The organism is Pristimantibacillus sp. PTI5, from assembly GCF_048572955.1.
In the GTDB taxonomy this organism is placed as follows: Bacteria; Bacillota; Bacilli; order Paenibacillales; family Paenibacillaceae; genus Pristimantibacillus.
Genome location: NZ_CP183886.1, coordinates 5,530,085 through 5,557,040, shown reverse-complemented (window position 1 = coordinate 5,557,040; position 26,956 = coordinate 5,530,085). Strand labels below are relative to the sequence as shown.

Annotated in this window: 19 protein-coding genes; 2 read left to right on the top strand and 17 right to left on the bottom strand. The window is 50.5% G+C overall.

What is annotated here, in order from left to right:
• Nucleotides 1-36 precede the first annotated feature (36 nt).
• Entirely contained in the window at nt 37-1,155 is a 1,119-nt protein-coding gene (locus ACN6MW_RS24610; protein ID WP_419872497.1) for a glycoside hydrolase family 5 protein, read from the bottom strand.
• A gap of 14 nt (nt 1,156-1,169) precedes the next feature.
• Nucleotides 1,170-2,939, bottom strand: coding sequence for a DUF5605 domain-containing protein (locus tag ACN6MW_RS24605; RefSeq protein WP_419872496.1), 1,770 nt, complete (start codon nt 2,937-2,939; stop codon nt 1,170-1,172).
• Between the two features lie 263 nt (nt 2,940-3,202).
• Between ACN6MW_RS24605 and ACN6MW_RS24600 the strand changes: the two genes are divergently transcribed.
• On the top strand, nt 3,203-5,578 hold the full coding sequence (locus ACN6MW_RS24600) for an alpha-L-arabinofuranosidase C-terminal domain-containing protein (RefSeq protein ID WP_419872495.1): 2,376 nt from the start codon (nt 3,203-3,205) through the stop codon (nt 5,576-5,578).
• A 214-nt stretch (nt 5,579-5,792) separates the two neighbouring features.
• On the opposite strand, the gene ACN6MW_RS24595 is transcribed toward ACN6MW_RS24600, so the two are convergent.
• The 6 genes from ACN6MW_RS24595 to ACN6MW_RS24570 all read right to left on the bottom strand — a co-directional run bounded on the left by ACN6MW_RS24595 (nt 5,793) and on the right by ACN6MW_RS24570 (nt 15,753).
• Nucleotides 5,793-7,331, bottom strand: a complete 1,539-nt coding sequence (locus ACN6MW_RS24595) for an ABC transporter substrate-binding protein (RefSeq protein WP_419872494.1) — start codon at nt 7,329-7,331, stop codon at nt 5,793-5,795.
• Nucleotides 7,332-7,416: 85 nt separating this feature from the next.
• The gene (locus tag ACN6MW_RS24590) at nt 7,417-8,295 is read right to left on the bottom strand and encodes a carbohydrate ABC transporter permease (RefSeq protein WP_419872493.1); all 879 of its coding nucleotides are present in this window, start codon (nt 8,293-8,295) and stop codon (nt 7,417-7,419) included.
• 21 nt (nt 8,296-8,316) lie between these two features.
• Nucleotides 8,317-9,249 (bottom strand): ABC transporter permease, encoded by a 933-nt coding sequence (locus tag ACN6MW_RS24585; protein ID WP_419872492.1) that lies wholly within the window; start codon nt 9,247-9,249, stop codon nt 8,317-8,319.
• 161 nt (nt 9,250-9,410) lie between these two features.
• Nucleotides 9,411-11,018, bottom strand: coding sequence for a response regulator transcription factor (locus tag ACN6MW_RS24580; RefSeq protein WP_419872491.1), 1,608 nt, complete (start codon nt 11,016-11,018; stop codon nt 9,411-9,413).
• Between the two features lie 11 nt (nt 11,019-11,029).
• Nucleotides 11,030-12,769 carry a sensor histidine kinase gene (locus ACN6MW_RS24575; RefSeq protein WP_419872490.1) on the bottom strand — a complete coding sequence of 580 codons (1,740 nt, stop codon included), beginning with the start codon at nt 12,767-12,769 and terminating at the stop codon, nt 11,030-11,032.
• A 98-nt stretch (nt 12,770-12,867) separates the two neighbouring features.
• Nucleotides 12,868-15,753, bottom strand: coding sequence for a family 78 glycoside hydrolase catalytic domain (locus tag ACN6MW_RS24570; RefSeq protein ID WP_419872489.1), 2,886 nt, complete (start codon nt 15,751-15,753; stop codon nt 12,868-12,870).
• A gap of 282 nt (nt 15,754-16,035) precedes the next feature.
• Between ACN6MW_RS24570 and ACN6MW_RS24565 the strand changes: the two genes are divergently transcribed.
• Nucleotides 16,036-16,245, top strand: coding sequence for a hypothetical protein (locus ACN6MW_RS24565; protein ID WP_419872488.1), 210 nt, complete (start codon nt 16,036-16,038; stop codon nt 16,243-16,245).
• A gap of 110 nt (nt 16,246-16,355) precedes the next feature.
• On the opposite strand, the gene ACN6MW_RS24560 is transcribed toward ACN6MW_RS24565, so the two are convergent.
• The 9 genes from ACN6MW_RS24560 to ACN6MW_RS24520 all read right to left on the bottom strand — a co-directional run bounded on the left by ACN6MW_RS24560 (nt 16,356) and on the right by ACN6MW_RS24520 (nt 26,919).
• A complete protein-coding gene (locus tag ACN6MW_RS24560; RefSeq protein WP_419872487.1) occupies nt 16,356-16,748 on the bottom strand; it encodes an immunoglobulin-like domain-containing protein in 393 nt (130 codons plus the stop codon).
• A complete protein-coding gene (locus ACN6MW_RS24555) occupies nt 16,738-18,429 on the bottom strand; it encodes a glycoside hydrolase (RefSeq protein WP_419872486.1) in 1,692 nt (563 codons plus the stop codon). Before ACN6MW_RS24555 ends, ACN6MW_RS24560 begins: the two co-directional genes overlap by 11 nt.
• Nucleotides 18,430-18,438: 9 nt before the next feature.
• Nucleotides 18,439-19,455 carry a carbohydrate ABC transporter permease gene (locus ACN6MW_RS24550; protein WP_419872485.1) on the bottom strand — a complete coding sequence of 339 codons (1,017 nt, stop codon included), beginning with the start codon at nt 19,453-19,455 and terminating at the stop codon, nt 18,439-18,441.
• 100 nt (nt 19,456-19,555) lie between these two features.
• The gene (locus ACN6MW_RS24545; RefSeq protein ID WP_419872484.1) at nt 19,556-20,455 is read right to left on the bottom strand and encodes a carbohydrate ABC transporter permease; all 900 of its coding nucleotides are present in this window, start codon (nt 20,453-20,455) and stop codon (nt 19,556-19,558) included.
• Nucleotides 20,452-23,028 (bottom strand): DUF5696 domain-containing protein, encoded by a 2,577-nt coding sequence (locus tag ACN6MW_RS24540; RefSeq protein ID WP_419872483.1) that lies wholly within the window; start codon nt 23,026-23,028, stop codon nt 20,452-20,454. Before ACN6MW_RS24540 ends, ACN6MW_RS24545 begins: the two co-directional genes overlap by 4 nt.
• 16 nt (nt 23,029-23,044) lie before the next feature.
• The gene (locus ACN6MW_RS24535) at nt 23,045-23,668 is read right to left on the bottom strand and encodes a Yip1 family protein (protein ID WP_419872482.1); all 624 of its coding nucleotides are present in this window, start codon (nt 23,666-23,668) and stop codon (nt 23,045-23,047) included.
• Entirely contained in the window at nt 23,646-25,094 is a 1,449-nt protein-coding gene (locus tag ACN6MW_RS24530; protein WP_419872481.1) for a gluconolactonase, read from the bottom strand. The genes ACN6MW_RS24535 and ACN6MW_RS24530 overlap by 23 nt, the downstream gene beginning before the upstream one ends.
• A gap of 20 nt (nt 25,095-25,114) precedes the next feature.
• Nucleotides 25,115-25,978, bottom strand: a complete 864-nt coding sequence (locus ACN6MW_RS24525) for a carbohydrate ABC transporter permease (protein WP_364142179.1) — start codon at nt 25,976-25,978, stop codon at nt 25,115-25,117.
• A gap of 5 nt (nt 25,979-25,983) precedes the next feature.
• A complete protein-coding gene (locus ACN6MW_RS24520; protein ID WP_364144499.1) occupies nt 25,984-26,919 on the bottom strand; it encodes a carbohydrate ABC transporter permease in 936 nt (311 codons plus the stop codon).
• Nucleotides 26,920-26,956 lie beyond the last annotated feature (37 nt).

The following is a 26,956-nucleotide window of genomic DNA, read 5'->3' as shown; positions in this document are numbered from 1 at the left end:
GTTCGGCATGTGAAATGGATACCGGCATTCTGCGTATCAATACCGATCAGGCAGCCACCCCTGCTCAATGCTCTTGCCCATATCCCAGCTGTCCCAGCCTTCTGAAGCTGAATCGCCGACCGTATCCAACAGTAATTTGTAGCTCCAGTAAAACCAACCCTGCCCCTTCTCCCAAGCTTGCAGTTGTGCATTAGCAATTTTCAAATAAAGGTGCTTCCGCTCTTCTTCGTTCATTTCTTTCAGGCCCTCGGTATTGTTGAAGAGGCACCACTCTCCAACAATGACCGGGAAATAGGCCTGCATCTCGGCAACATCTTTAGCGAAGTTATTATCGATGTAATGGATGTAGGCATCCAAATTCTTCTCACAGCCCATTGCTTCTGCTATCATCAGATACAAATGCGTATCGAGAACAACATTTACAAACTCCTCTTGTCTCATGAAGTCCTTCCACTCATGGAGCCGGAACCCGTCATGGAATACAATAACCTTATCTTCCGGTAAATGCTTCCTCATTCTTTGGTACGCCTCAACATAGAAGGTTCGCAGAAACTCGCTCGGTACCGGACCGGAGCCCTCCGCCTCTTCCTTATCGACTGCCGGATAGCGATCGGGTATATTGACAAGATTCCACACTTCTTCGGATATAGGCTCATTGAGGATCTCAATGCCCCATAATCCATCCCTAGTTCCATAGCGCTGCGCCAGACGCTCGAGCAGTGTCAGCACAAACTCCACTGCCTCCGGATTCTGGCTCCATTTGCACACTCCGCAAATTCCGCCGTTGTCAAAACCATTCTGGCTCCCCGGAACCGTATGCAGGTCGATCAGAATCTGGAGATGGTATTTCTCTGCCCAGTTGAATGCCTTGTCTAGATACTCTACGCAGCCTACAAATGGTTCTACATCTCCGAAGATAAAATAGGGAACGGGGATGCGTACAGTGTTTAATCCTTTGCTTGCAATATAAGCAAAGTCACGTTCCGTAATGTAGGTAGCTCTGTGTTGGGTATATCTATCGACCTTTATATCATGGGGCAAGGTTCTGCATAGCCATGTCTCATCTTCGCATTCTGTTCCGAAGAACATCACGGGATTCATCCATTTTTCCAAAACAAGCCAATTCCCTAGGTTAACACCTTTGATTTGTTTCATTTTGGTTCTCCTTTTCATTCGTGTTTCGTGTTAACCCTCGTTAGTCTCACAGCCATGTATGCTTTCCCCGGAAGCTCGATTCGGAAAGAACCTTCATAAGTACCCGGAAGCTTCTCTATGGACATCATCCATGTATCGATCACTTCGACCTGGTACCGGATTCCCGGCTTGCGGTTGAATTTCCGGAAACGAGGCTGGTTGAATCCGAAATAATACAGGTAATATTCGTCCTTGATTCCCGCGCAAGGCACATCCCAGTCGGACGGCAGCGGATTGAGCACGCCTCCTGGGCTTTCTTCCGTAATTCCGCGAAGAAAAGCAATCCGATCCGGACTCGTTCCCGTCAGTTTACCGCCTTTGGACCACCATAGAATTTCTTCCGCATTGAGATAGGTTTCGCCATGGCCCACGTATCCCCCGCGAACCGCGCCTTCCCAGAAACGGCGGGTCATCTCTTCTCCGCTGATATTGCCCCAGCCTTGATCGATATCTCCCTCGTACGCACACTCGTCGATCACGATGGGCTTTTTCCACTTCTCGCGCCATTCGTTCGTTGCCTCCGAGGTTTTGTAGACGTCGATGCGCTGGATGCTGCAATGCGTGACCCACGGCTTGCTATAATCGTAAAAGCTTAGGCAATTATGGTTCGAAATGAGATGGTCGGCCGGGTCGTTTTCTTTGATTAATTTTGCAAACCGCTCCCAATCGTCCTCCTCCTTGGACCACATTAGATCATACTCGTTTGCCAGCGACCACCACACGTTGCGGTATGCGGAAAGCCGTGCCGTGATATAGCGAAGATAACGGTCGTCTGCTGCCGGAGGCATTTCCGAATAGCCCCAGCGGTCGTAAGGATGAAACAGAATGAGGTCCGCCTCGATGCCCAGCATGTCCAAATCGGCAATCCGATTCTCGAGGTGCTCGAAGAATGCTGGATTGGGCCGGGTGTAATCCCAGCCTTCCGCCAAGGATCCTTCGAAGGGATAATAGACCGGTTCGTTCTCGTTGAACAGGTACGATTTTGGAAATACGCACATCCTCATCTTATTGAACGGGGAGGCTTTCAACGTTTCGAGCGTCTGTTCCTCCAATTCGTCCCCTTGGTGAGTCCATGCGTAACTGGTTGTCCCCACAGGAATGTAAGATGTTCCGTCTGCGTAGGCAAAATGGAAAGTATCCTTTACACGCAGAGGGCCGTGATTGCCCAGGGAAGGCTCCACGCTCCGGAAGGATCCTTCAATCCCATCGAGCGACCGCGCATTGCTGGATGTATGGAACTTCCAGTCACCCTGGATATCCGGCATGAAGCGAATGCGGTAGATCCCGTCTCCATCGTAGAATCCCCCCATTCGGACGGTCTTGTCGCCTGAACTGAACTCGGCATGAAGGGAAACTTCCGTGAAAGGATTGCCGTGGCTTGGGCCCTTAAGCTCGATTTCGTAAACGCCCCATTGTTCGGCCTGGGCAGGCGCCTGAACGACAGCGGAAGCGGACGGGACACCGGCAGGCTCGTAATCGGCGGACGGTATCATTTCGGGTTCCGGCTCTCCGGTTAACACTTCATAAGGTATATCAGCCAGCTCGGACAGCGTTTCCGCTATCCAATCCGGCTGCGAAAGCTCTTCTTGATTAAATTGGTAGTATTGATCCAGGGACAGGCTCTTGAAGAGGGACGCAATATGCGGCGCAGCCGTGTGCAGCGCCGGTATCCGGCGCATGATAATCCCGCGGGCCGCTTCATTTTTGTAGATCGTGCCAATGCGGGTCTTCTCGGTAAAGGTCATGTTCATTGATCTCCCTACTGTTCTGGTTTTTTGCCTTGCTGTGTATAATCGTTTTCTATACTCTTGCTTTGATTCTCATTCTAATGAACTATCCGGCAGAACACCCACCAATAATACGACTTTCCGCTTTCGATAATCTGACTTCCGCAGCATTTCGGCATGTCATCAAAACACAAACGCAATGTCGCCATATTGAAAGCTTTGAAAAATGTATTGTTCTATAATGGTAGCAGTTTTAGATATCCGAAAAGGAGTGACTGCACATGCGCAAATCAGCCAATGTAACTATTCATGCGGATAAAATCCGTTTTCCGGTAAGCCCAACCCTGTACGGACTATTTTTCGAAGAAATCAGCCATGCCGGAGACGGAGGGATCTACGCGGAGCTGATCCGTAACCGGTCTTTCGAAGATACGTTGGTTCCGGACAGATGCCATGTCGAAAATTGCAAGCTTCATTCTCCGGCCGGCTGGGTCTCGCCTTTTGAACATACCGATCCCATTCCAGGCTGGTATACGCAGATTCCAGAAGGATGCGAAGCTGAAATCAAACTCGACGACGCGCTTCCGCTGAACGAAACGAATCCGGTTTCCCTGCGCGTTGAGGCGGCGTCCGTTCCGCACGGCAGAGTATCCGTCTGCAATACCGGATTTTGGGGTATTCCCGTTCGGTCCGGGGAGACGTACAACCTTTCGTTTTATGGGAAGAAAGCTGACGGATACCAGGGAGAACTGGAGATCACCCTGGAAGACCGTTCAGGAAACATTTATGCCTCCGGTTCGGTTACTTTAACCTCCGGGGAATGGCGGAAGTATGAATTGACGCTGGAAAGCGACGGGGATGACGCAGAAGCGATACTCGCGTTCTCCACCCGGTCAGCGGGCACGTTCTGGCTGGAGCTCGTTTCCTTGTTCCCCGCGACCACCTTCCTTCATAGAAAGAATGGGCTGCGTCCCGATTTGGTCGGCATGCTTCAGCAGTTGAAGCCTTCCTTCCTGCGATTCCCCGGAGGCTGTTTCGTGGAAGGGTTCTCCGTCGAGACCGCATACAGGTGGAAAAAAACGATAGGAGACCTATCCGAAAGGACCTCTCATTGGACGTTGTGGCAGTACCGCACGACAAACGGCCTCGGCTATCACGAGTATCTTCAGATGGCCGAAGATATGGGACTTCACATGATGTTCGTGGTGAATTGCGGGTTGACCTGCCAAGGCAGGCCCGGTGAAATGATCCCGATGGAGGATCTGTCCGAATGGGTGCAGGATATGCTCGACGCCATCGAATACGCGAACGGGCCGGTCACCGGCTATTGGGGTTCCTTGCGTGCCAAGAACGGCCATCCCGAACCATTTGGACTGAAATATCTGGAGATCGGCAACGAAAATTTCGGACCCGAATATAACCTCAGATACCGGGTTTTCTATGAAGCCGTAAAAGAGAAATATCCGGAAATCGTGACCATATGGAACACGCATTGGGAAGTGGGAACGGAGACGAAGGGACTGCCGGTTGAGATCGTGGATGAGCACTTCTACGCGGATAACGATTTCTATCAGCAATACCATGACATGTATGACCATTATGACCGCAGCGGACCCAAGATTTATGTCGGGGAATATGCGATGATCGTCGACAATAAGAGCGGCACCCTGCTCGGGGCGCTCAGCGAGGCGGCTTTTATGACGGGCATGGAAAGAAATCAGGATCTGGTCACCATGTCGTCGTATGCCCCGCTATTCGCCAATATTCATCATACCGTATGGGATCCCAGCTTGATCTATTTTGACGGAACGAAAGTGTACGGCACGCCTTCCTTTCACATTCAGAAGATGTTCGGCGAGCATCGCGGAGAGTACGTGGTAGATAGCCATGTCGCTACAGAAAGCCGTCCGGCCGGCCTTTACGGAGGCTTGGGCGTCGAGGAGAAGGCGCTTGACCGGATTCAGGATCTCGTCGTAAGCAACGGCAGCGAAACATTGCTGCGCCTGAACCGCTTATCCGGCAGTCAGCCGCAGTGCAGGGAGTTCCATGGCACGTTGTTGATCGGCGATCCTTCTTGGAGCCAGTATGACGTTTCTATCAAAGCGATACTAGGTTCGGAAGGGATCCGGCTTCGCCTGTTGGACCGGCATCTGCCATGGGACAAGCAGAATTATCTCCTATGGGAATTGGATCCGGATGGAGAAAGCCGTCTGGTACGCATCGTCGGCTGGTCCCGCGTCAAATTGGCGCCCAATCGAAAGATCGCCGTCCGGGAAGCGGATTGGCAGCACATGCAGGCGACTATCGTCGACGACACGGTAAAGTGTTTCCTAAATGGCGAGCTCATCCACGAGTACCAGTCGGCGCCGATTCCATATCTTACATCCGTTTCGACTTTGGACCGTAAAGCAGGCGAACTGATTATCAAGCTGGTCAATCCTTCTCCTTATCTATTGGAGACGGAAATCCATATTCACGGCGCGGGAACCGTTCCGGTGCAAGGCATACAAACGGTACTGACCTCCAGGAATCCGAAGGATGCGAATACGATCGACCGGCCTGAATCGGTGTCGCCCAAGGATTCGGATTTCAGATGCGATGACGGCGTTTATCCGCTGCCGCCGTACGCCGCAGCGATCCTCCGCATCAAAATATAATCAATGTCCCCAAAAGGTGACGAAGGCCTTGCGTTCGTTATTCCTTTTGGGGGCACAAAAAACACCCCGCGATCAGAGGATCGCGGGGTGTTAACGCTTAGCCGTTCAAAAAATATCTCTTATCCCCGTTATAAAAGGCCCCCTTCCCCGAAACATGGTTTCGACGAAGAGAGCCTTCACTTGCTAATCCTTATATCCGGTTATTGGAATCCGGTTATTGCACGTTGTTTTCTGCCGCCCACTGATCGAGCTGCTTCTGCTTCTCGGCAATGATCTTGTCGAGGCCGGCAGATTTCAGCTTGCTGATGAATTCATCCAGCTTGGCGGGATCGATCGTGCCCGACTCCAGACCAGCCTTGTATTGGTTGTTTACGTTGGCTACCGCAGCGATCTCGGTCTTCACAGGAGATGAATCGAACGAGAAGCCAAGGGCTTTGGAGAAGGTCGACGAATTGTTGAACTCCTTCGTCTGCTCCCAAATATCGGGCGCCGTGCCTTCCCATACTTTAGCCAGCGCGTTGTTGCCGACTTGCCATTGGTTGAAGACGTAGTTGCTTCCGCCTTCCGGCGCTTTGATCTGTCCGTTGCCGGCATCTACGTAATGCTTGCCTTCGACGCCGTTGGCGATCAGATTAGCGATATCCTTGTCGGTATAGAGCAGGTTCAGCAGCTGTGCTGCGCGATCCGGATCCTGTGTATTTTTGGGGATCGACATCATGAATCCCGTACCGGAGTCGGATGTGGAAATCGGAGGCACGAATCGGGCAGCCACCATTTCATATCCGTTAACCGTTTTCTCTTGGGCTTCGAAGCCCGGTTTCATGTTGGACAGGTAGCTGAAGCCTTTGCCCGCTTTCAACAGACTATTATTGCCTTCCTGCGTCGTTGCGGCATCCGGCATGGTGTATCCAGCCTGGTACCACTTGCGTGCAAGCTGCAGAGCGTCCTTATACATTTGCTGTTCGTAGAGGTTTACGACTTTCAGATCCTGATTCTCAACGATTAGGATACCTGGCGTATCGCCCAGCGTATCGATGTAACCGCGTACGATTTCAGCCGCAATCCCCAAAGTTTGGGAACGCTGAACCAGCGGATACATCCCCGGCTCGTTCTCTTTGATCTTCTGGAAGATCGGATCAAGATCCGCATACGTTTTTACATTATCGAACGTCAGGCCATACTTGTCCATCAAGTCTTTTCTGGCCACGAAACCGTGGTCGGCCGCCGTATCGCGCACGCTCGGCACGCCATAGCTCTTGCCGCCGACTTTCGTTGCGTTGAAAATAGCCAATTCCATCGTATCTTTAATGGTCGGTGCGTGTTTCTCCACAAGCTCGTCGATCGGCAGCAGCTGTCCTTTGGCTACCTGCGAGCTGAAGTTGAAGAAAGAAGAAGTAACAAGAAGATCTAGAGGCTCATTGCCTGCAAGCAGCAGGTTGACTTGCTGTACCCACGCGCCAATGTCGATCGGCATCAATTTGACCGTTGCGTTAATTTTTTCTTTAGTAATTTTGCTGATTTGTTCCTCAACGAGAGCGACTTCATTCATATTCCCGAGTCCGATGAACGCTATCGTCAACTCCATTTCTTTCTCGTTAGATGAGGAAGTGGCTGCTGCGCCGTCATTGGCAGCCGGATCGGAAGAACCGGCATTATTACCCGAATTTTTCGATGCTGAGCAAGCGGAAACGAGCAGTGACAGGATTAGCAGAACGGAGAGCAGAAGTGTTACGGCTTTTGACTTTCTTGGCATGTATTTTCCCCCTAGATTATGTTGGCACTGCAGCTGTAATCTATACCAACCGGGCGCAAAGGCCCGGAACTGGCTTATCCTGGCATTAACCCTTGACCGCCCCGATGGTGAGGCCTTTGACGAAATATTTCTGGAAGAACGGATAAATTAGGATCAGCGGCAAGATTCCGATAACGGCCATTGCCATCCGCACGGAGTTCATCGGCGGGTTGGCCGCCATCTGTTGTCCGCCCAGATTATTCTGCTGTAGGAACTGGATGTTTACCAGCATCCGGTTGAGCAGGTTCTGGATACTGAACAGTTCCGGCTCCGTGATATAGATGAGGCCGTTGAACCAGTCGTTCCAGTAGTTGATCGTCAGCATGAGGCCGATCGTCGCTAGAATCGGCAGCGACAACGGCAGCACCATCCGGTAAAAAATCTTGAACTCCGTAGCTCCGTCGATATAAGCCGACTCGATAATCTGGACCGGAATCGAATTGGCGAAAAAAGTCCGAATCAGCAGGATGAAGAAACCGTTGGTGAGCAGACCGGGAATAATTAGGGCCATCAGCGTATTCTTCATGTGGAAAACTTCGGTATAAATCAGGTACGTCGGCACAAGGCCTCCGTTGAACAGGAGCGTGAAGAACACCAGAAAGCTTAGGATGCTGCGCATCGGCAAGTCCCGCCGGGATAACGGATACGCGAGCAAGGCGCTGATCAGCAGGCCGACGAAAGTGCCGATGATCGTGATCAGGATAGTGATCCCGTAGGAATTAAACATTGCCGCCTTCTGTATCCAGAGGTACGAATAAGCATCCAGGCTGAACTCGCTCGGCCAGAACGAATATCCGTTACTTACGATCGCGCTTTCCTCCGTGAACGAGGACATGATGAGCAGTACGAATGGAAACAGGCACAGCACTACAAGAATGATGAAAATCGCATGGACGACGGTCTGGTTCATATCGTTGGTTTTCATAGTCATTTTCCCTCTTTCCGCTTAGAACAAGGCGTTTTCTTTGTTGCGTCGGCTGACGATGTAGTTGGACAGCAGGACCAGGATAAATCCGACCAAGGATTGGTACAGACCGGCTGCGGATGACATTCCGATATCGCCGAGCGTCATGAGGCCGCGGTAAACGTAAGTATCGATAACGTCCGTAACCGGCTGCAGCGGACCGGAGTTGAGCGGCACTTGGTAGAACAAGCCGAAATCCGAGTAGAAAATGCGCCCAATCGCCAGCAGCGTCATGATCGTAATGGTAGGCGCTATGAGCGGTACCGTAATGGTGCGGATCTGCTGCCATTTCGTCGCGCCGTCGATCGTCGCCGCTTCGTAATACTCGTGGTCGATGCCGATGATCGCTGCCAGAAAGATGACGCACAGGTATCCGGTAGACTTCCAGATCTGAACGATGGTTAGGATGTAAGGCCAGTATTTCGGTTCGAAGTACCAGGATATCGGCTCGATTCCGAACATCGGAAGCAGATTCAGGTTCAGGTAACCGCTCTCAGCGCTTAGCATCGAGAGTACTAGATAACCTACGATAACCATAGAAATCAGAAACGGAAGAAGAATGACGCTTTGATAGAAACGGGCCGAGAGCTTGCTTCTTACCTCATTGAGCAGAATCGCAACCGCGATGGCCATTGCCGTATTAAGAATAATGAATGATACGTTATAAAGAATGGTGTTGCGGGTGATGATGAAAGCATCCGCCGTCTTGAACAGATACTCGAAGTTTTTGAACCCCACCCAATCGCTGCCGAGTATGCCCTTGGCATAGTTGATGTCCTTAAAGGCGATGACGACTCCGAACATTGGCAGGTAATTGTTGATAATGAGGTAAGCGATCCCTGGAATCATCATCAAAAACAAGGCCCGGTAACGCTTGAGCTTCTTGAAAAACGGAGTCCATCCTGTTTGTACCATCTGCTGTCCCCTTCTTTCTTGCTGTTGTTATATTCTCATTCTAAGGGACAGGACATCATGCCGCTTACCAAAAAAACGACTTCCCACTTTCAAAATTCCGACCATCTCCGGGTCCATAAAAGATAAAAGCCGATTCCGCTGGTACGGAATCGGCTCAAATCCTAATTTTGCTGCGTCCGCTTGCGATAGTCCACCGGGTTCACTCCTGTTGCTTTCTTGAAGATCGTCGAGAAGTAGGACAAATTCGAGTACCCGGAAGTGACCGCTATGTCGCTGACCGATTGACCGGTATTGGCGAGCAGCTCCTTCGCGTAATCGATCCTGCTTTGCTGAAGGAAGTCCGAAAGCGACATTCCCGTCTCTTTCTTGAAGATTCGGGACAAGTAGTCCGGATTGAGATAAACATGTCTAGCGATGTCTTCCCGAGATAAGTCCTGCTGTCCGATCTGGTCCGCAATAAAACGTTTAACCTTGTCCACGACGGATAAGTTTTCTTCTATGGCGTGTATGTGGTTCATCGCGACTTCGATGACATACCTTACCCACTCCTGCAGGGATGCCAGCGAGCGAAGCACGGATTCCGGCTTGTCCGTCAGCAGATTTTGCGCGAATACACGATTAGCCTGCAGACCTTTCGACTGAAGGACGAAAAATATCATTTGGAGGAAGTCCTGGTAGAAGGAATGCAGGGCTTGCGCATCGACAGAGCCGTCGAAAGCTTTCCATGATTCCAAATACTTCGATACCTGTTCCGACAGCTTATCTCGGGCGCCCTGCTTCATCCATTCCGCCCATCCGGCTAGAGGAGCCGGATCCAGCCTTGACCCATTTTTTTTGGACTCGCTAAGGATGAACGTCCGGTTGATCTGGGTCACATTATTCTCGTCGAGCTGTTGAAGGGCGCGCAGCATGCCGGCCAATTCGTAAAGCGGCACGCGATCGCCGACGTAACAGCTGATATCGCAAAACAAATACTGATTGCAATTGCGGATGAACGCATCGCAATTCTCACGTGTTTCCCCCTCGTTCACTGGCAATTCCAAAGGAATCACGGTCAGAAAAGAACCGTTAGCTGCCGGAATGACCGCCGTGCCGGGCGTTGTTTCCATGGCTTCCTGCAGCACATTGCGAAGGGCATATTCCATGATTCGCTGATCCCGTTCCGACAGCTCTTTGTGCCAGCGCTGGACACGGGTGTAGACGGTCAGAAAACGGATATTTTCGGAATACGCGAGCCCAGCTTTCCGCAAGTGCCCGCAGAGCGCTTCCGGATTTGAAGGGATTTTCCGATGAATCAGGTCCTGCCAGAAAAGCTCTGCCACGACCGGCTGATGCGATTCCCATAGCTGCCTGTAATGATGATGGGTTTCCTCGAAGGAACGCAGCTCCCTTGCTTTGGCCATCTTATCGAACGCCTTGCCGATCACCGATTCAAGCTCCGAATAATCAACGGGCTTCAGCAAGTAATCGAAGCTGTCGAGTTGAATGGCTTGTTTGGCAAATTGAAAATCCGAATGGCATGTCAGGAAAATGGTCTCGGTATCGGGATAATGCTCCTTGACCCAAGCGGCCAATTCCAATCCCGACCCTTGGGGCATTTCGATATCACAAACCATTAAATGCACGGACTGGGAACGGAAAACTTCCTGTGCCTGCTTCAAACTATGCGCCGTATACACAGACCCTACATTCAGGCGCTCCCATTGAACGCCCGCCTGCAGTCCTCTCACCGCGTGGACTTCATCGTCAACAAGCAACGCATGATACATGAATCATCACCTCAAGGATCTTTTGTCTTTATGGGAATGGAAATCCGCACAACGGCTCCCGCTTCGTTCTCGTTATAGAAATCAATATCCGCCTGGTCTTCATACAGCAAGCGAAGCCTGCGCCTAGCGTTCCAAATCCCGATCTGTTCCCCGGTCTCGTTGACAGGTTCCCCTTCGTACGCAAGCCGCTGAAGCACTTCCTTCGGAAACCCGGGACCCGTGTCCTTAATATGAATGACAAGGCGCGAATCTCTTCCGGTCTCTTCTATGCAGACTTCAACCGATATCAGGATCAGCTCCTCCATGTTGACCGCGTACTTGATCGTGTTCTCCACCATGGTCTGAACGATCAAAGGTGGAACCTCCGTATCGAGCAGATGATCGGGCATCTCGACATGGTATTGGAAGATATCCGGGAATCGAAGCTGCTGGATCCTCAGATAGTTTTCCGTGTGGGCAAGCTCGTCCCTGAGCGCCACAAAATAGGAATTGCTTCGGAACATGAACCGGAAGTAAGACACCAGACATTTGGTCATTTCCTGGATCAGGGCAAAATCCCTTACCGTCGCCAGATTATAAATGATATTGAGCGAATTCAAAAAAAAGTGAGGATTAATCTGAAGCTGCAGATGGCGCAGCTCCGCGCGTTGATGGTTTAATTTTTCCTCATACACGTTAATTTTAAGATCGTGAATCTCGGTGATCATGCGGTTGAACGTTTCGTTTACAATTTCGAACTCCGTTGAGGTCGGCACCTGCTCCATCCTGGAATCCCAGTTGCCGTCCCGAAGCTTCCGCATAGCAATGACTATCCGCTTGACCGGATTCAGGAACACTCTTCTCATCATAAAGATGAAGAGAAACAGAAATAGGACGGCTGCCAGCGAGATGAAAGATGAGATCCGCTGCAGATAGGGAAGCTTCTGAAGGATCGTGCTGTCGGGCACTGCAACCACTAAATTAAATTTGCCCTGCGTGGAAGGCTCGCCCATCACGAGATACTGATCCTTGCCTTCTCCTGTGATGGTATAGGATTCTTCCGGGAATTCCAAGTTGATTTCCTTGTCCTGAATCAGGTTCTTATGGCTGATAGGCTCGTCGTTGTCCGTCGTAATAAGCGCAACGCCGGATTTGCCCAGATCAATCAGATTGAGCGGCACCATCAATTTATCGCTGCTCATCCAAGCCCCCATATACACATTGCCGGACTTCAATAGATGGAATAAGTAATAATCGTTCTTGCCTTCCCAGAGATGCCAGCGTGCGTAATCGATTGAATTGGCGTTAAGTTTAATCATTTCCAGCATTTCGTTCCGCGCCGACTCGCGTGCTTCAAAAGTATCTAACGAGTTTTGTATCACGATCAGGTCGCGGTTGATCTCGGAATAGACGAAAAATGAATCCAGAATCGGGTAGTAGCCGAGATCCTCGCGAATCATATTAAAAAGGGAAATTTTTGCGATGTTATAGCGATCCAAGTCCTTCTCTTTGGGAAATTCGAGATCAAGCACGTTCAAATCGCTCTCCAACGTATTAGCCAGGTACTTGTCCACTTCTTCGAGATTGCGGTCGATCTGGTCCTTATAAAGACTCAACATATTTTTGTTAGATTGCGCCACCTGATTTCGGACTACGTCAACGGAATAGTAATTATTGACGATAAGAACAGTAACCAGAGGAATGAAAATAACGAGAACGGCGGCAAAAAATTTGAAGCGTAGTGAGTTGACTACCGGTTTGATTCTGCGCAATGCCGCCGTTCCTCCTTTATTATGGTTGACTTTCTTTGTATTATATCTTTTCTATTTCATTTGCGATACACGCCAAAGGATGGGAGACGTCTCCGCCTTTACTCACGGATTTGGGAGAGCTCCCGGCTGATGGCCTCATATTGCTCTTTAGAAATGGCAGTACCCATGGGGCTGTTGGCTGCCGCTGCTAGAGGCAGGTTGGCAAAATGATTCAAATTACCGGAAAAACCCGGCGCATGTCGGTCCAGGATTTGTTTGGCCGTTTCCCATTGAACGACTTCGCTTAGCCGCATATCGGGTGTGTAAATCCGGTAAGTAGAATCCGTCCTTGCGTATGTGAACACGTAACGGCCCGATCCTGTTTCTACCCGGACTCCTTCTGCTTCTTGTGTGATAGATAAGATTCCTTCGTCCTTTATGCTGCCTTTTATCTCATCCGCATGCGCTCCGCGCAGCAGGATCGACGCGGCTGCATTGGCTGGAACGACGGCCTCGACCCGGATTTGTCCGTCATGAAACGTCCATCCGGCTTCCACAGTCCCGTACATCGATTCGTACGACGCCTGGGCATGGCTCAGCCTTCCGCCTGTGAAGTCGGGCTCGATCCGGACTTTTTTGTAGCCCGGCTGTTCCGCATCCGGCGAAAGACCGGCAATTTTGCGGTACATCCATTCGCCCACCGCCCCATAGGCGTAGTGGTTGAAGGAATTCATGTCATCGCTCCAGAACGAGCCGTCCGGCTTAATCCCGTCCCAGTGCTCCCAAATCGTGGTCGCTCCCTTGGAAACGGAATAGAGCCAGGAAGGATACGTTTTCTGTAGAAGGAGCTTAACCGCCGTTTCATGGTATCCGTTATCCGAGAGCGCGAAGCAAAGATAAGGCGTTCCAACGAAACCGGTAGTCAGGTGATAGTTGTTTTCCACGATCATTTCGTTCAGGTCGAGCGCGATTCTTGCGCGGTCCTTCGACTCAGCAAGATCGAAGACAAGAGCCAGCACATGGGCGGTTTGCGTTCGGGCGGCGACCCTACCGTTCGGCGTGATGAATTCATCGCGGTACGCCGCTGCGATCCGCTCGGCCAACTCCCCGTAATAAGCGGCATCCTCCTCGATGCCAAGCACTTTGGCGGCATCCCGTATAATTCGCGTGGAAAGTGCGAAATATGCCGCCGTTACCATGTGGTTCGGAGTGGCGCCCATATAGCTTCCTTCCTTGGCGTCCAAGGCCAACCAATCTCCGAAATGGAAGCCAGTGTCCCAGATATGCTCGGTGTCGCCCTGGGACCGGATGAAATCCACCCAACCCTTCATACTGTCGTATTGCTCGGCGAGAATTTGTTTGTCAGCCAGACTCGTATACATCGCCCATGGAATTACTGTCGCGGCGTCGCCCCAAGCAGCTGACGAATACCCTTGAATAATGTTTGGCACGACGAATGGAACCTGGCCGTCGGCCAGTTGGTCTGCCTTCAGATCACGCAGCCATTTGGTGAAGAACGGACCGCCGTTGTAATTGAACAAAGCCGTCCCGGCGAATACCTGCGCATCGCCTGTCCACCCAAGGCGTTCGTCTCGCTGCGGGCAGTCCGTAGGAACGTCGAGGAAGTTGCCCCGCTGGCCCCACACGATGTTCCGCTGCAGTTGATTCACCATTTCATCCGAGCATTCGAACGCTCCCGTCTGATCCATATCGGAATGAATCACTTCGCCGGTAAATGCTTCGGGCGGCAATCCCTTCTCTTGATCCGGGTAGCCTTCCACCTTGACATAACGGAATCCTTGGAATGTAAAATGCGGCGCATAGGTTTCGGTTCCTTCGCCTTTGGCGATGAAAGTGACCAACTGTTTGGCGGTGCGAATGTTGCCCATGTAGAAGTTGCCTTCTTTGTCCAAAACCTCGGCATGGGTCAGCTTAATTACCGTGCCCTCCGGCGCCGAGACGTTAAAGCGGATTCGCCCCACCATGTTCTGGCCCATATCCAGCAGGGTATCGCCGGATGGCGTAACGATTACAGCCAGCGGCTTCAGCGTTTGCGTCACGCGTGTCGGAACATTCTCTTGCGCGACCAAATGCGTGAGTGAAAGCTCCAACCGTTCGGCAGCGCCCCAAGACAAATCGTCGAATCCCGGCTCGCTCCATCCATTTTGCTCCATGCGGGCGTCGTACGTTTCTCCATCATAAATCTCGGAGAATCGTATCGCTCCCGTCGAGGCTTTCCAAGTTGGATCGGATCCCATCACCTCTTCGGTTCCGTCGTTGTATCTAACATGCAGCTGTACCAGAACAGCACGGCGATCGCCGTAATGATTGGCCTTGTTCTCCCAGCCCAGCCGCCCTTTGTACCAGCCGTTGGCTACCATAATTCCGATCGCGTTGTCGCCCTTCTGAAGCTGCGCCGACACATCGTAAGTCTGATAGGCTTGTCGGGAGCGATAGCTTGTCCATCCTGGCGCAAGCTCGTCGTCTCCGACCTTATCCCCGTTGAGGTAAAGCTCGTACACGCCGGCAGCGGTTACATAAATGCGCGCCGAAGCGATTTCCGCTCCCTTCAGCGAGAACGGCTTACGAAGCAAGAATGCCGGCTCTGCCTGCGGATCGATCGATTCGGAAGTAGGCGTAATCCACTGCGCCACCCATTCCTTCGAGTCGTAGAACGCCGTTTCCCACCACGCCGGCTCGCTCCATTCAGACTCCCGCCCGAAATTGTCCCATGCCTTCACCCGGTACAGATACCGGGTACAGGATGAAAGCGAGGGACCATCGTACGGAACCAGAACGTTCTTGTCCGACTCGCAAAGGGCAGAATCCCACAGCGGTTCATTGAAATTCCCGTTCTCCCCGGCCGTCTGGATTCGATAAGCCTTTTGCGAGGTCCCCTGACGGTCGGATTCAATATGCCAGCTCATGCGCGGATGAGTAACATCCGTCCCGAGCAGCTCACGGCGGTATTCCGCGGTTAGATGAGTTACCTTCAGTTCTGCCATATCAGCATTCTCCCTTTCAATTTCCCTAATGAGTCTAATATCCCGATTTTATTTTACCGAATTCCATCCTCCGTCCGCTTTCGGTATAACGACTTATGTTTATGGTTTTCCGACCAAAACGGCCGCTTTCCAAGCTGAAAAGCGTATAGCTGCAATTTTTTCTAGTCCTAATCTGAAAAACTTTTCCCAATTACATCCGCTTCCATTGCATTATATGAAGTAATTAATGTATCATTTGACATTAGAACAAAAAACAAATAGAACCGTGGAGGGCATGTCTAAATGCAAGGGAAAATTAAACTTCAAGAAGGCCAAAGACTAATTACGGACAAAGATTTTGAAATTGCCATTGCTGAAAAAGCGATAATCAAAGCAATGCAAAACGGTATGCAGATTCGCCCAGCCGCAACAATTGTTGGATATAACGATGATTCCGTTCGTATGTCAGACGGAAGTATTATCCATAGAGGCGCAAATTCGTTTTTCGTCTAAAAAGAGTTTCTATCTGACCAAGGCCGATATAAAAATCGGTCTTTTTTTTTCGCAAATTACACTTTCGTAAAAATGAAAAAAGCCGCAAAGATGCGGCTCCCTAAGCGTATCTATTTTTTGACATGCAGCTGATCCGACGTTTCGAGCGGCAAATATCCTCTGGAACCGAATTCGTCGACGAACAAAAAAAGGTAACTAGCAAACTCTTCCTTAGCAGGATTCGCTGGGACCATTGCCTGAAACACCTTCTCCGCAGTGACGCCGTTTCGGGAGAGGGTCGCCGTAAGCTTTACCGATTCATTCCCGCTGCCGGGCTTGGGACGTGTCACTTCTCCGGACGCCGTTATGACTTCCGGGCTTCCGGATTGCCATATGATCGTCGTTCCGTTCTCCCCTTTGACAGGCAAAGTCCAGTTACCCCGCACATTATCGATATTGTATACCGTAAGCGCTATTTGATCTAACTGTACCATTTCTTCATCGCTTTTGCTATTACCTTGCATCGTCTGCCCCTCTCCCCGTCAAGGTGACGACCGACTTCGCGGGAATAACCGCTTCGAAGGAATGATCGTCCTGAACCGTAATATCTTCACCCCGAGCAAGATCGCGGCCAGCCGACGTGATGTACGATTCCATAAGCGCAATGGATTTGCTCTGGTCCATGCCTTTCAACGAAAGCTGAATACGCTTATCCTCTTCGCTGTTGTTGACGAACACCGCCGTAACCGTCTGTTCTTCTGCATGTACGTAAGCCGAGCCAAGCAGCTCGCTTTCGGCTCCCTCGTCCAGCCCCGTAAGCGCAATGCGCACCGCGCCGGGACGGATAAATTTGCTGTAGTTGCCGAGAGCCCACAATATTTTGGATGTCAAAATATTTTGCTCGTCTCCCGCTTCATTAAAGTCGGTATAGATCAGGCCGTCCTTGTAATCCACCTTGGACACCGCAGTCCACCACTGCCATGCGGCCGCATTCGCCTTCGTCAAATCAAAATGAATCGTTCTGGCCACATACAAAGCGGGATCCATGCCGAGGTCGCGGCCGGGACCGTAATCGCCAAGAATACAATATTCCGACACCCAATATTTAGCCTCAGCGTTGTATTTTTTCAAATTGTCATCGAGCAATTCTCTCAGCTTGACGAGCCGGTCGTCTCCCGGTTTGCTGTAATCGGACCAATAGGAATGCGAAGCGATTTTATTGCCGATCGCTTCCTTGAGCTCGGGGTCACCGAGCAAATCCTTTATATATTCCCGGTATTTCCCTGTTCCCAGGTTATTGGACCCGCTCGTATATTGCCCGCTGCCCGCAAACATTTGATAATATTCGTCATCCAGCAGAGAAGTAATTTCCACGCCGTCCGGAGCGCTGATTTGCGCATCGAGGCTGCTTTCCTTCAGTTGACGGTGCAATGCGAGAATGACTCGCTTCAAGTCTTCATTGTTATAGCGATTCCCTTCCTGCTGCGCGCGGTTCCAATCCCAAGTCGGCTCGTTAATGGGACTTATATATTGAAACGTCAGGCCTTCCTGTTTAAAGTGCTCCAATACATCGATTAAGTAGGTCGCAAATTCATCCTCGTAGTCCTCTTTGAGATTCGTGGAGCCAACGTCCGGGTCTGGTTGGGCGTGTCCGTTCTTCGTCATCCAGACCGGAGGACTGTTCACGAATGCGATCAAAGTATCGACGCCGCGGTCCTTGGCCGCCTTTAGAAACCACTGCTGGCCCGACTGCTTGCTCCAATCGTAATCGCCGGAATCTGACTTCTTGAACGTTTCCGACCGCCGCCACGGATCGGGAATAATCGTCTGGTCCGTTTCATTCGAGCCTGCTCCGATATTAAAACGCCATGCGGATAGTCCGATCCCTTTCTCCCTCGAAAAAAGCAGGTCGGCGACCCGGTTTTTATTTTCCTCCGTCCAATGTTTGCCCAGAGGATCCATAGACCAAGCGTCGGATGCGCCGAAGTTATCAATCGTTTGATAACGGACCGATTCGTCGATCGATACATTGGCGTCCGGAGGCGCCGGCTGCTGCACGGGCACCTCTGTCTTTTTCACGCTATTGGAACTGTTGGAACTATTGGAGCTGCTAGAACTGCCGGAACCTCCCGACGTAAATCCGAAATACAAACCGAGCACTGAGGTAAAGGCAACAAGTGTGATGACTATCAATTTTCTTTTCATCCGCCTCTCCTAACCTACTAATCCTGAACGTTCAACGCTTTCTACAAAATGTCTTTGCACGAACAAATATAAAATAATGAGCGGCAGTATCGCCATCAGGACACTGGTATTCATCATCATGGACATAAAGAACGGATCCTGAACATAAGATGCCGTTGCCGCCTGTTCCCCTCCGCTAAGGAAAGTGGCGATTGCATAACCGGAAGAAGCCATCATCGAAGACATGACCTTCGGTTCATTCAAATACATGTTCGTAAAGAAGGAATCGTTCCATTGCCATACGAAGGAGAACAGCATGACCGTCACCATCGAAGGGATGGCATTGGGCAAAATAACTCTTCTGAAAGTCGAAAAATAGCCGGCGCCGTCAACGTAAGCAGCTTCTTCAATTTCTCGCGGAATCCCTTTAAAAAACTGGCGAAAAATATAAACGTACAATCCTGTCTTCACGCCCATGCCAAGTGCGGCAGAAATGATAAACGGCCAGTAGGTGTTGATCAGATTGGCGGGCTCGCCCTTGATGAGCTCAATCAATCCGAACAGATCAAAATTTTTGAAATGTAAATAGAGCGGAATCATAATCGTATTGGTCGGCACTAGAATCGTAAAAATAACTGCCGCGAACAAAAGGCCGCTTCCCTTGAACCTCACTCTCGCAAAGCCGTATCCGGCCAGCACGCAGGTTATCGTTTGGAGCAGCATAACCGCGGAGGAAAGAAATAACGTATTGAGCAGAACGCGCGGATAGTTCATCGCTTGGAACACGAGCTTGAAATTATCGAGCGTAAACGCCTTCGGCACCCAAATGACAGCGGAATCGTATAAATCGTCCATACTTTTGAACGCAATCGACAGCTTCAACAAAATCGGGTAGACGATGACAAACGAAATGCCGAAAATAAGCACGAATCGGACGATGACCCATAACCATTTCTTAGCGAATTCAACCCAATAGGCAGCGGATGCCAAGCGTTGTATCCGCGCTTCTCTCGTTGACCGTTGTTGTACTGCCGTTTCCGTCTTCATGTAATCTCTCCTTCAATGTTTGCAGAGCAAACATACTTCGTAAGCATTGACCTTCAATGTTTGCAGAGCAAACATACATCGTAAGCATTCGCCTAACCCGCTAATCTTGGTAAAAGACCTTGCGCGACACAATCGACGTCGTGATCCACAATACAAGCGCAATGACGGCAAAATACATCCAAGCCATCGCGGCGCTGAGACCAAAATCGAAGCTTTTGAATGCCGTATCTACCACTAGCCGGCTAGTTTCATCACTGATGAAGCTATCGATTATCGTGTAGACCAGATTCGTCAGGATCAACGGGCTGATCATTGGAAACGTAATTTTCCAAAAAGCCTCGTAGCCGGTCGAGCCTTCGATCTTGGCTGCCTCGTATAAGGAGGGTGAGATCGACTGAAGCCCTGCAAGAAAAATTAAAATTTGGACGCCGGATTGACTGACGATCTCATAGATTCGGCTGACTGCCCCGGTCAAGTACTCGACAAAGGTAACATTTATCCCCGATTCAACGAGGATGACGGTGAGCTCCAAATTTTTCATAACGGACAAACCGCCGCCGGTTGTGTCGTTCGCGCTTCGAACGACGGACTGCATCAAATCTCCATTCTCGATACTGGCGATAATTCCCGATGCCAGAATAACCGGAAGGAAGAAGATAGCCCGGGCGAGTACCCGTCCTCTAAACTTCTGATTGAGCAGAACCGCAAAAAATAAACTAAAAATAATAATGAGCGGCGTGTTGACCGCAATATTCATCACGGATTCCGTCAATATCCTGACATACGATTCGTGTGACAGCAACGCTTCCCGATAGTTCGATAACCCGATAAACTCCAGACTGAAGCCCTCATCCGTAACTTGCAGATTACTTAAACTGTACCGCAACGAGGATAAGAGCGGAATCATAAACAGGAACAAGAAGCCTACAAACCAGGGAAGTATGAAATAAAGCCCGTAATATCTGTTTTTTTGTTCAAGCGAAAGCTTCTTGAACCTCATCGCTGCGTTTCACCTCCAACCCAATAATCCTTCGCCCCCACTAAAATTCCGTCCACATTCGATGCTGTATCGTTATAATTGACGATAATCGTTTTGCCTTTTTCGAACGTCGTTTGATACACGCCATCCGCCAGCATTCGATGATCAGCAATCGTTTGGGTTTGCACATCATGGAGAACATCGTTAAGTTCGCGATATTTTTGAGACGCTTCATTGATCCAAAGCCGGTAATCGGCGGAATACAAGTGATCGAACTCCGTCATCTTGATCGCCGACGAATTCGCGTGAAACCATGTATAATGCATAGCGGAGCCCGTTTCGAGCGCCTTCAGGAAGTTGTACGCAGAATCTTGATCGTCCGCCATGTTCCAGGCCATTCCGGCGTAATTTACGTAACCGTGAAACACCGTCTGAAAAAAAGGAACGGTTTCATCGGTAATGATAAAGCCGCTGCTTGTCATCGGCGCATCCACGATATGCCGCGCATAGGCAGCCGCATAGGCGTTTCCGCCTTCCACCAATATTTCTTTGACGGAGCCGCTCAATTGCTGCAGCTGTTCATTGACGATAACCTTCGCTTCTTCGCGATCGATGACATTGGCACGGTTAAAGTCGGAATTCAGCTTGCTGCCAAGATCGCGCAGCGATACTCCGGTGAGCTGAAGCTTCTCGTAATCGGCCATAAATCCGTCTACCGTTTTGGGCAGCGACTTCGGACTTAGCACATAACCAGGCTCCTGTTCGTCGTCTTCTCTGAAGTCGGCAGCGCTGTACGGATAAATATGCGCCAGCTTGCCCGTAATAAACCGGGAAGCCTGCGATTTTTTGAAACCGTCCGCGTTCGGAGCTGCTTCAAGAAAAGCTGCGTCAGGAAACAGCGAGATGCGGTTGGCATCGGCATAAGCCTTTAGCTCTTTCAATCCTTTGCTTCCGCCAAGCTTCTTGTCGACGGTAATGGATTTCGCGACGTCATGGACGATGCCTCCGTTGAACCAACCTGTATAACGCAGCTTGATGTTACCGATTCCCAGATCCATCATTTGGTCCAATACCGATTCGGCTTGATCGAAGGTTGTAAGCGGCTCATAGGCGTTATAAGGAATGCCCAGGAAAAATTTCTTTTTCGGTATGCCTCCTATAAACTCGGCATAGAACGGAACGCTTTCTTCATCCGTCAGCCTAGTTAGACCCGCTTGCTTGATCAAGTAATCGCGGTAATGCGCGGCCATGCCGGAGTAGCTGGCATCCTTGGCGCCGAGAAATCCGTAGCGAACACTAATATCGCCCTGGAAAGGCGCTGCTTGAAACTTCTTAACCGTACTGGAGCGCCACCCGTTCGTCAGGGTAACCTCCTCCAGGTTACGGAGCTTAAAGCTGGAGGACACCGTGTTATAGACATTCAGCCTGCCGCTTATGTCTGCCTCGACGGCTGCAACCGCATCTCCCTCTTCAATGATACCGACAAATGCCCGGTCCTCGTACTTCATCCCGAATACAGGCAACCGCGCAGCTTCATCATTCTGAACTCGAATGCGCTGGCTAATGGATGCATCCGTTCCGTATAATTCTTTACGGAACGGATTGGCGTACGTCTTTCCATTGTTAAAGCGGATCAGTGAACCCGAGCCGTCGGGAACGAGCGTATAGCCTTCGTCCTCGAGTCCGCTTGCACCAAAAAACGGCAGCAGGGACAGCGTTTGAATTTTCATCGATTCCGGGTATTCAACCCCGCCCGAATCCACCGTAACCTTCAACTGTTCTCCGTCAAGCCGGTAATGGAGAGGGATCTTAACGTTGAGTTCGCCGGCGGCCGCTTCGCCAAACGCAGCATTATCGATCGCTTTCTGCTCCTCGCCGTATCCGATCTGTTCGAAAACTTCGGTGACTTTCTTTAGTCCGACGCCCTTTAAGGAGGAGTCTCTTCTTTCGTAACGCTTCTCTTGCTCGTTATGTTTAAAACGCTTTTCAACTTCTCTTTTGTCCCCCGAATCCTCGATCTTATCGAGGATGAGAGTTTGAAATCTTTCCTCGCTTATATACTTAGGTATAGCGTCGATATCGCTTTTAACTTCCCCAAGCGTATAAACGATGTTCAAGCCTCCGCTTACCTTCTCGATGACATATTGGCCGTTCTGGACGCTGTGCGTATAATTGTCATACTTTAACGAATTTCCCGCACTGTCCAAATAAGTGATCTCGACCTGCACGTTCAGCTTCGCTTTGTTGTAGCCGGTTGCGACCTTGTCGTCTTCGCGATCTTGCGGATTGGAATACCAGATCGCCCCGCTGCGCTTATCCTGAACCGCGATTTCCGTCGTTGCATTGTTGACGTACAAAATCAAAAATTCATTCTCGGCCGCATTTTCCATACCTTCGGTTACACTCGCCGTCTTGCCGGAGTTGTTACCCGCTGCCGTTACCTCGGCAGTCTGTCCGTCGCCCGGCGCGGATTCCGCCCCTGCCTCTGATACGGACACCGCCCCGGATGCAGGTTCCGCGAAATTGGTGCCTTGGGCTATAAGCAAGCAGCCGATAATGACTGCAGTCATAATGATCGCAAGCCTCCGCTTCACCGCTTGGCCCCCTTTCTTATGCTCGCAATGAAAGTTCCTGATAGATCGTATAAACAAAAGAAACGATTTGTTGAATCAGGCTGAAGAACAGCAGACCCAAAAAGATAATGACACCCATGACCACGACGGTTAACAGCATCGTCATGATCGTCTTCATAACCGTGTATTGATGGACCGTCATCGTCCCGATAAACAACAGCCAAACAAACCACAGCGTGGCCGCGGATTCCAGCAAAAAATAGAACGAAGCCTCGCGCAGCGTAATGACATTGCTGAGCAATATATTGGGCAGATAGATTAGAATTAAAGGGAGCATCGCGTAGCCTGTGGCGATGACAATTTCTTTGAATTTCCCTTCCCCGTCCATCAGCGTGGTCAAAGACCAGTTCGCGACGCACCAGAGCAGGAACGGGAGGACGATGTATTTCAACTCGTCGATGCTGTTTAAATCAAGCGGGTAATTAAAGTTGACTACATAGCCGGCATACTGGCGTTTCAGTATCATCATAACCGTCACGCCGAACAAGATGGCAAGCGCGATTCTAAGCTTTCCTTTGTTCTCGTATTTCAGATCCCAAAAACCGTCAAAGGGATGAAAAGCGACATGCAGCGTGTACTTAGCGTCCTTGAGAAACTGCATCCTGTTTCATGCCCTCCTTTCTTATCCTCATGCCACGGCGCACGGCCATTACGATCAGGATGAGCGCGATCACAACCGTCATGTAGGTCCCGAAGTACTCCCGCATATATTCCCTGCGGAATTTCGTTAACGCTTTGGAATAATATTCCCTGTCGTTACCCAGCTTCAGATAAGTCATGGCTTGCTTGTATTCGCCTTGACGCAGCATCGATTTACCGATTCCGACATAGGCCATTTCGTAATTCGCATCAAGCTTGAGCACTTGTTCCCACAGCTTTGCCGCATCATCGTGCTTCCCCATGCTGTACAAGCCGTTCGCTTCGTTAACCAGGCTTCCGAATTTGGTCGCGGTAAACTCGGTAATCAATCCCAGATCGCGATCGAGTACAAAGATTCGATTGCCGAAGCTTTCAATCGCGATCGGTGTTTTGAACGTGCCGAGTTGATTGCCGAGCTGGCCGATCACATACAATAAATTGCCATCCTCGTTATAAGTGAAAATTCGCCCCCGAGTCGAATCAAGCGTCCGGTACACGCCGTTCCCGCTGACATCGATGTCGATGAAAGCCGAGCGCTCCCTGCTGAAATCGCCGATCGGGCCCCATGCTCCGTTTATGCGAAGCACATCGATGCCGGACGGGTTCAGCCTTTTAACGGGAATTGCAGTTTGCTTGTCAGCTGTAGTCGTAAAGATAAATCCGTCTGTATCTACGTCCACATTGTTAAATTCAATCGGGACAAAACGGATCATTTTTTCCCGCTGTTCTTTTGTCGATACGGTTTTCCAGAACAAATCAACGGGATCGAATTGCACGGGATTCGTACCTATAAAGCCGGTAAAATCGCCATCGCTGTCGAATTCGATGATGCCGTCAAAGACGCCTCTGGCGACAACATAGATTCGGCCGGCCTTATCGACAATCACCTTGCGCGGGAAGTATTCGAAATTGTCGCTGAGTACCTCCGACTGCGGAGCGCCGATTTCTCTAATGAACGCTCCGCTGCTGTCTAATACGACTACGCGCCGATTTTCGGTATCCGCCACATAAATATGACCTGCCCCGCTAACGAAGATGCCTTCCGGCATATTGAAGTTATCCTGCTTGCCGTTATTGTTGAAGCCTTGAATTTGGCGGATCGCCTTCCACTCGCTGTTAAGCACAACAATCCGTCCGTTACCGGAATCCAGAACATACAGATTGCCGTCAGGCGCCGCGAACATATCGCTCGGCGCCGCCATTGGTCCAATGCCTATTTCCTGACCCGTTATCGCCTTGGAAGGAAGATAAGCGATCGGCGATTGAACGGCATCTCCCCAATACGAATAGGTATATCCCTCGTACGGCGATGCGTGAGCCGGCTTAGGAATTAGGCTCGCGATAATCATCAAAGCCGTCAGGATCAGAATCGATCGCTTTATTATCAAACCTATACGCCTCCATCGCTTTAGTCCTTCATGCCGGACGAAGCCATCGTTTGAATCACATTGCTTTGAGACAAAACAAACGTTACGATCGGCACCGTCATCATAATAACCGCAACTGCGGCTCCTACCCCTGCACGGGCGATACCGCCCTGAACGATTTGCCCCATGGCGTAATGCATCGTCTTAAGCTGCTCGCTGTAGATAAAGCTGCCTCCATCCGTTCCCCACAGCATTTGCATCATCAGGATGAGCAGCGTCAACCAGGCAGGCTTGACGAGCGGCATGACGACCTGCCAGAAAATGCGGTATTCGCTGGCGCCGTCGATCTTCGCGGCTTCCAGCAGCGCGTCCGGTATTTGCTCCATGAATTGCTTCATTAAATAGAGGCCGAGCGGAAAAGCGAACGCTGGAACGACGACAGCCTGATACGAATCAATCCATCCCAAGACGGACATGATCATATAGTTCGGAATGGCTGTCACATGCGGAGAAAACATCAGCGAAAGGACAATGACCGTGAACAATATTTTATGACCGCGAAATTTGTGCTTGGCCAGCGGGTAAGCCGCCGCGGAGGCAAGCAGAATATGACCTGCGGTTCCTGCCACCGTAATAAAAAACGTATTGAAAATATATCTGGAAAATGGCACCCAGGAGTTTTTCATAACTTGAAACAAATCCGCGAAGTTATCGAACGTCGCATTCCTCACGAACAGCGTAGGCGGGAATATGAACAGCTCATCCAGCGGTTTGAACGCATTATTGATGACATAAATCAACGGTACTGCCATAAAGGCACCGAACACGCCCAGCAAAAGAAGCAGCATGATATCCACCTGCCAAGAGCGGTTCACTTTTTTATTGAGACGTATGGCCAGCTTCATCCCGCCTATTCCCCCACCCTCTTCAGCAACTTTTGAACGACCAGATTCGAGCCCAGCATTAGAATAAACAGCACGGTTGCAATGGCCGACGCATAACCCATTTCGAACCGAATCGTGCCGTAATCCACCAAATGCGTAACAACCGTATGAGCTCCGTACTGCACGCTCGGAAAGCCCGCTAGAGCCATGGCGACGTCCGCTACCGCAAGGGAGGACGTAATCTGGATGACGGCGCCGAACATCAGCTGAGGCCGCATCGAAGGAAGGGTAATAAACCAAAGCTCCTGCCAGCGGTTTTTGACTCCGTCCACCGCTCCCGCCTCGTACAGCGTGCGGTCAACGGTCTGCAAGCCGGCAATGAACGCCAGAAAGCTGGTGCCCAGGCTCAACCATAATTGGACGACGATGATGATCGTGAGCATGTATTTCGGATTCTGCAGCCACAGGATCGGCTCGTAAATGATTCCGATCTTCATCAGGAATCCGTTCATGATGCCGTACGAATCGCCGGAAAAAATAAATTGCCAGATAAAGAAAACGTTGCCCGATATCGACGGCGCGAAAAACACGAGCGTCATGAATGCCCTGACCTTCGGATTAAGCTCATTGATGAGCCAAGCAAAGACGAAACAAGCGATATAGCTGACCGGTCCGGTAATAACGGCAAAGATCATCGTATTTTTAAGCCCGATCAGGAATACGTCATCGTTCCACAACAGCTTGGAATAGTTTTCCCAGCCGATCCAGCGCGGAGGCTCCAGCATATTGAAATGCGTAAAGCTGAAGAAAATCGATATGACGACCGGGAGCACGGTAAATAACAGGAACAACAACACATATGGAGCCAGCAGGACGTATAAATGCCGATCCCGCTTTATGTCCTTGACGAACAGCTCCCACTTCCCTTGCAAGCCGGCAGAGCGGCCCTTTGGCTGCATCATAATCTCGTCAGCGATTTTCGTTTTTTGCAAAAGAGTC

Coding starts and splice junctions, on each gene's coding strand:
- ACN6MW_RS24520 (WP_364144499.1), bottom strand. CDS start 26,919: ATGATGCAGCCAAAGGGCCGCTCTGCCGGCTTGCAAGGGAAGTGGGAG.
- ACN6MW_RS24555 (WP_419872486.1), bottom strand. CDS start 18,429: ATGAAAAGAAAATTGATAGTCATCACACTTGTTGCCTTTACCTCAGTG.
- ACN6MW_RS24570 (WP_419872489.1), bottom strand. CDS start 15,753: ATGGCAGAACTGAAGGTAACTCATCTAACCGCGGAATACCGCCGTGAG.
- ACN6MW_RS24590 (WP_419872493.1), bottom strand. CDS start 8,295: ATGAAAACCAACGATATGAACCAGACCGTCGTCCATGCGATTTTCATC.
- ACN6MW_RS24610 (WP_419872497.1), bottom strand. CDS start 1,155: ATGAAACAAATCAAAGGTGTTAACCTAGGGAATTGGCTTGTTTTGGAA.
- ACN6MW_RS24595 (WP_419872494.1), bottom strand. CDS start 7,331: ATGCCAAGAAAGTCAAAAGCCGTAACACTTCTGCTCTCCGTTCTGCTA.
- ACN6MW_RS24550 (WP_419872485.1), bottom strand. CDS start 19,455: ATGAAGACGGAAACGGCAGTACAACAACGGTCAACGAGAGAAGCGCGG.
- ACN6MW_RS24605 (WP_419872496.1), bottom strand. CDS start 2,939: ATGACCTTTACCGAGAAGACCCGCATTGGCACGATCTACAAAAATGAA.
- ACN6MW_RS24560 (WP_419872487.1), bottom strand. CDS start 16,748: ATGCAAGGTAATAGCAAAAGCGATGAAGAAATGGTACAGTTAGATCAA.
- ACN6MW_RS24585 (WP_419872492.1), bottom strand. CDS start 9,249: ATGGTACAAACAGGATGGACTCCGTTTTTCAAGAAGCTCAAGCGTTAC.
- ACN6MW_RS24600 (WP_419872495.1), top strand. CDS start 3,203: ATGCGCAAATCAGCCAATGTAACTATTCATGCGGATAAAATCCGTTTT.
- ACN6MW_RS24545 (WP_419872484.1), bottom strand. CDS start 20,455: ATGAGGTTCAAGAAGCTTTCGCTTGAACAAAAAAACAGATATTACGGG.
- ACN6MW_RS24565 (WP_419872488.1), top strand. CDS start 16,036: ATGCAAGGGAAAATTAAACTTCAAGAAGGCCAAAGACTAATTACGGAC.
- ACN6MW_RS24580 (WP_419872491.1), bottom strand. CDS start 11,018: ATGTATCATGCGTTGCTTGTTGACGATGAAGTCCACGCGGTGAGAGGA.
- ACN6MW_RS24525 (WP_364142179.1), bottom strand. CDS start 25,978: ATGAAGCTGGCCATACGTCTCAATAAAAAAGTGAACCGCTCTTGGCAG.
- ACN6MW_RS24535 (WP_419872482.1), bottom strand. CDS start 23,668: ATGCAGTTTCTCAAGGACGCTAAGTACACGCTGCATGTCGCTTTTCAT.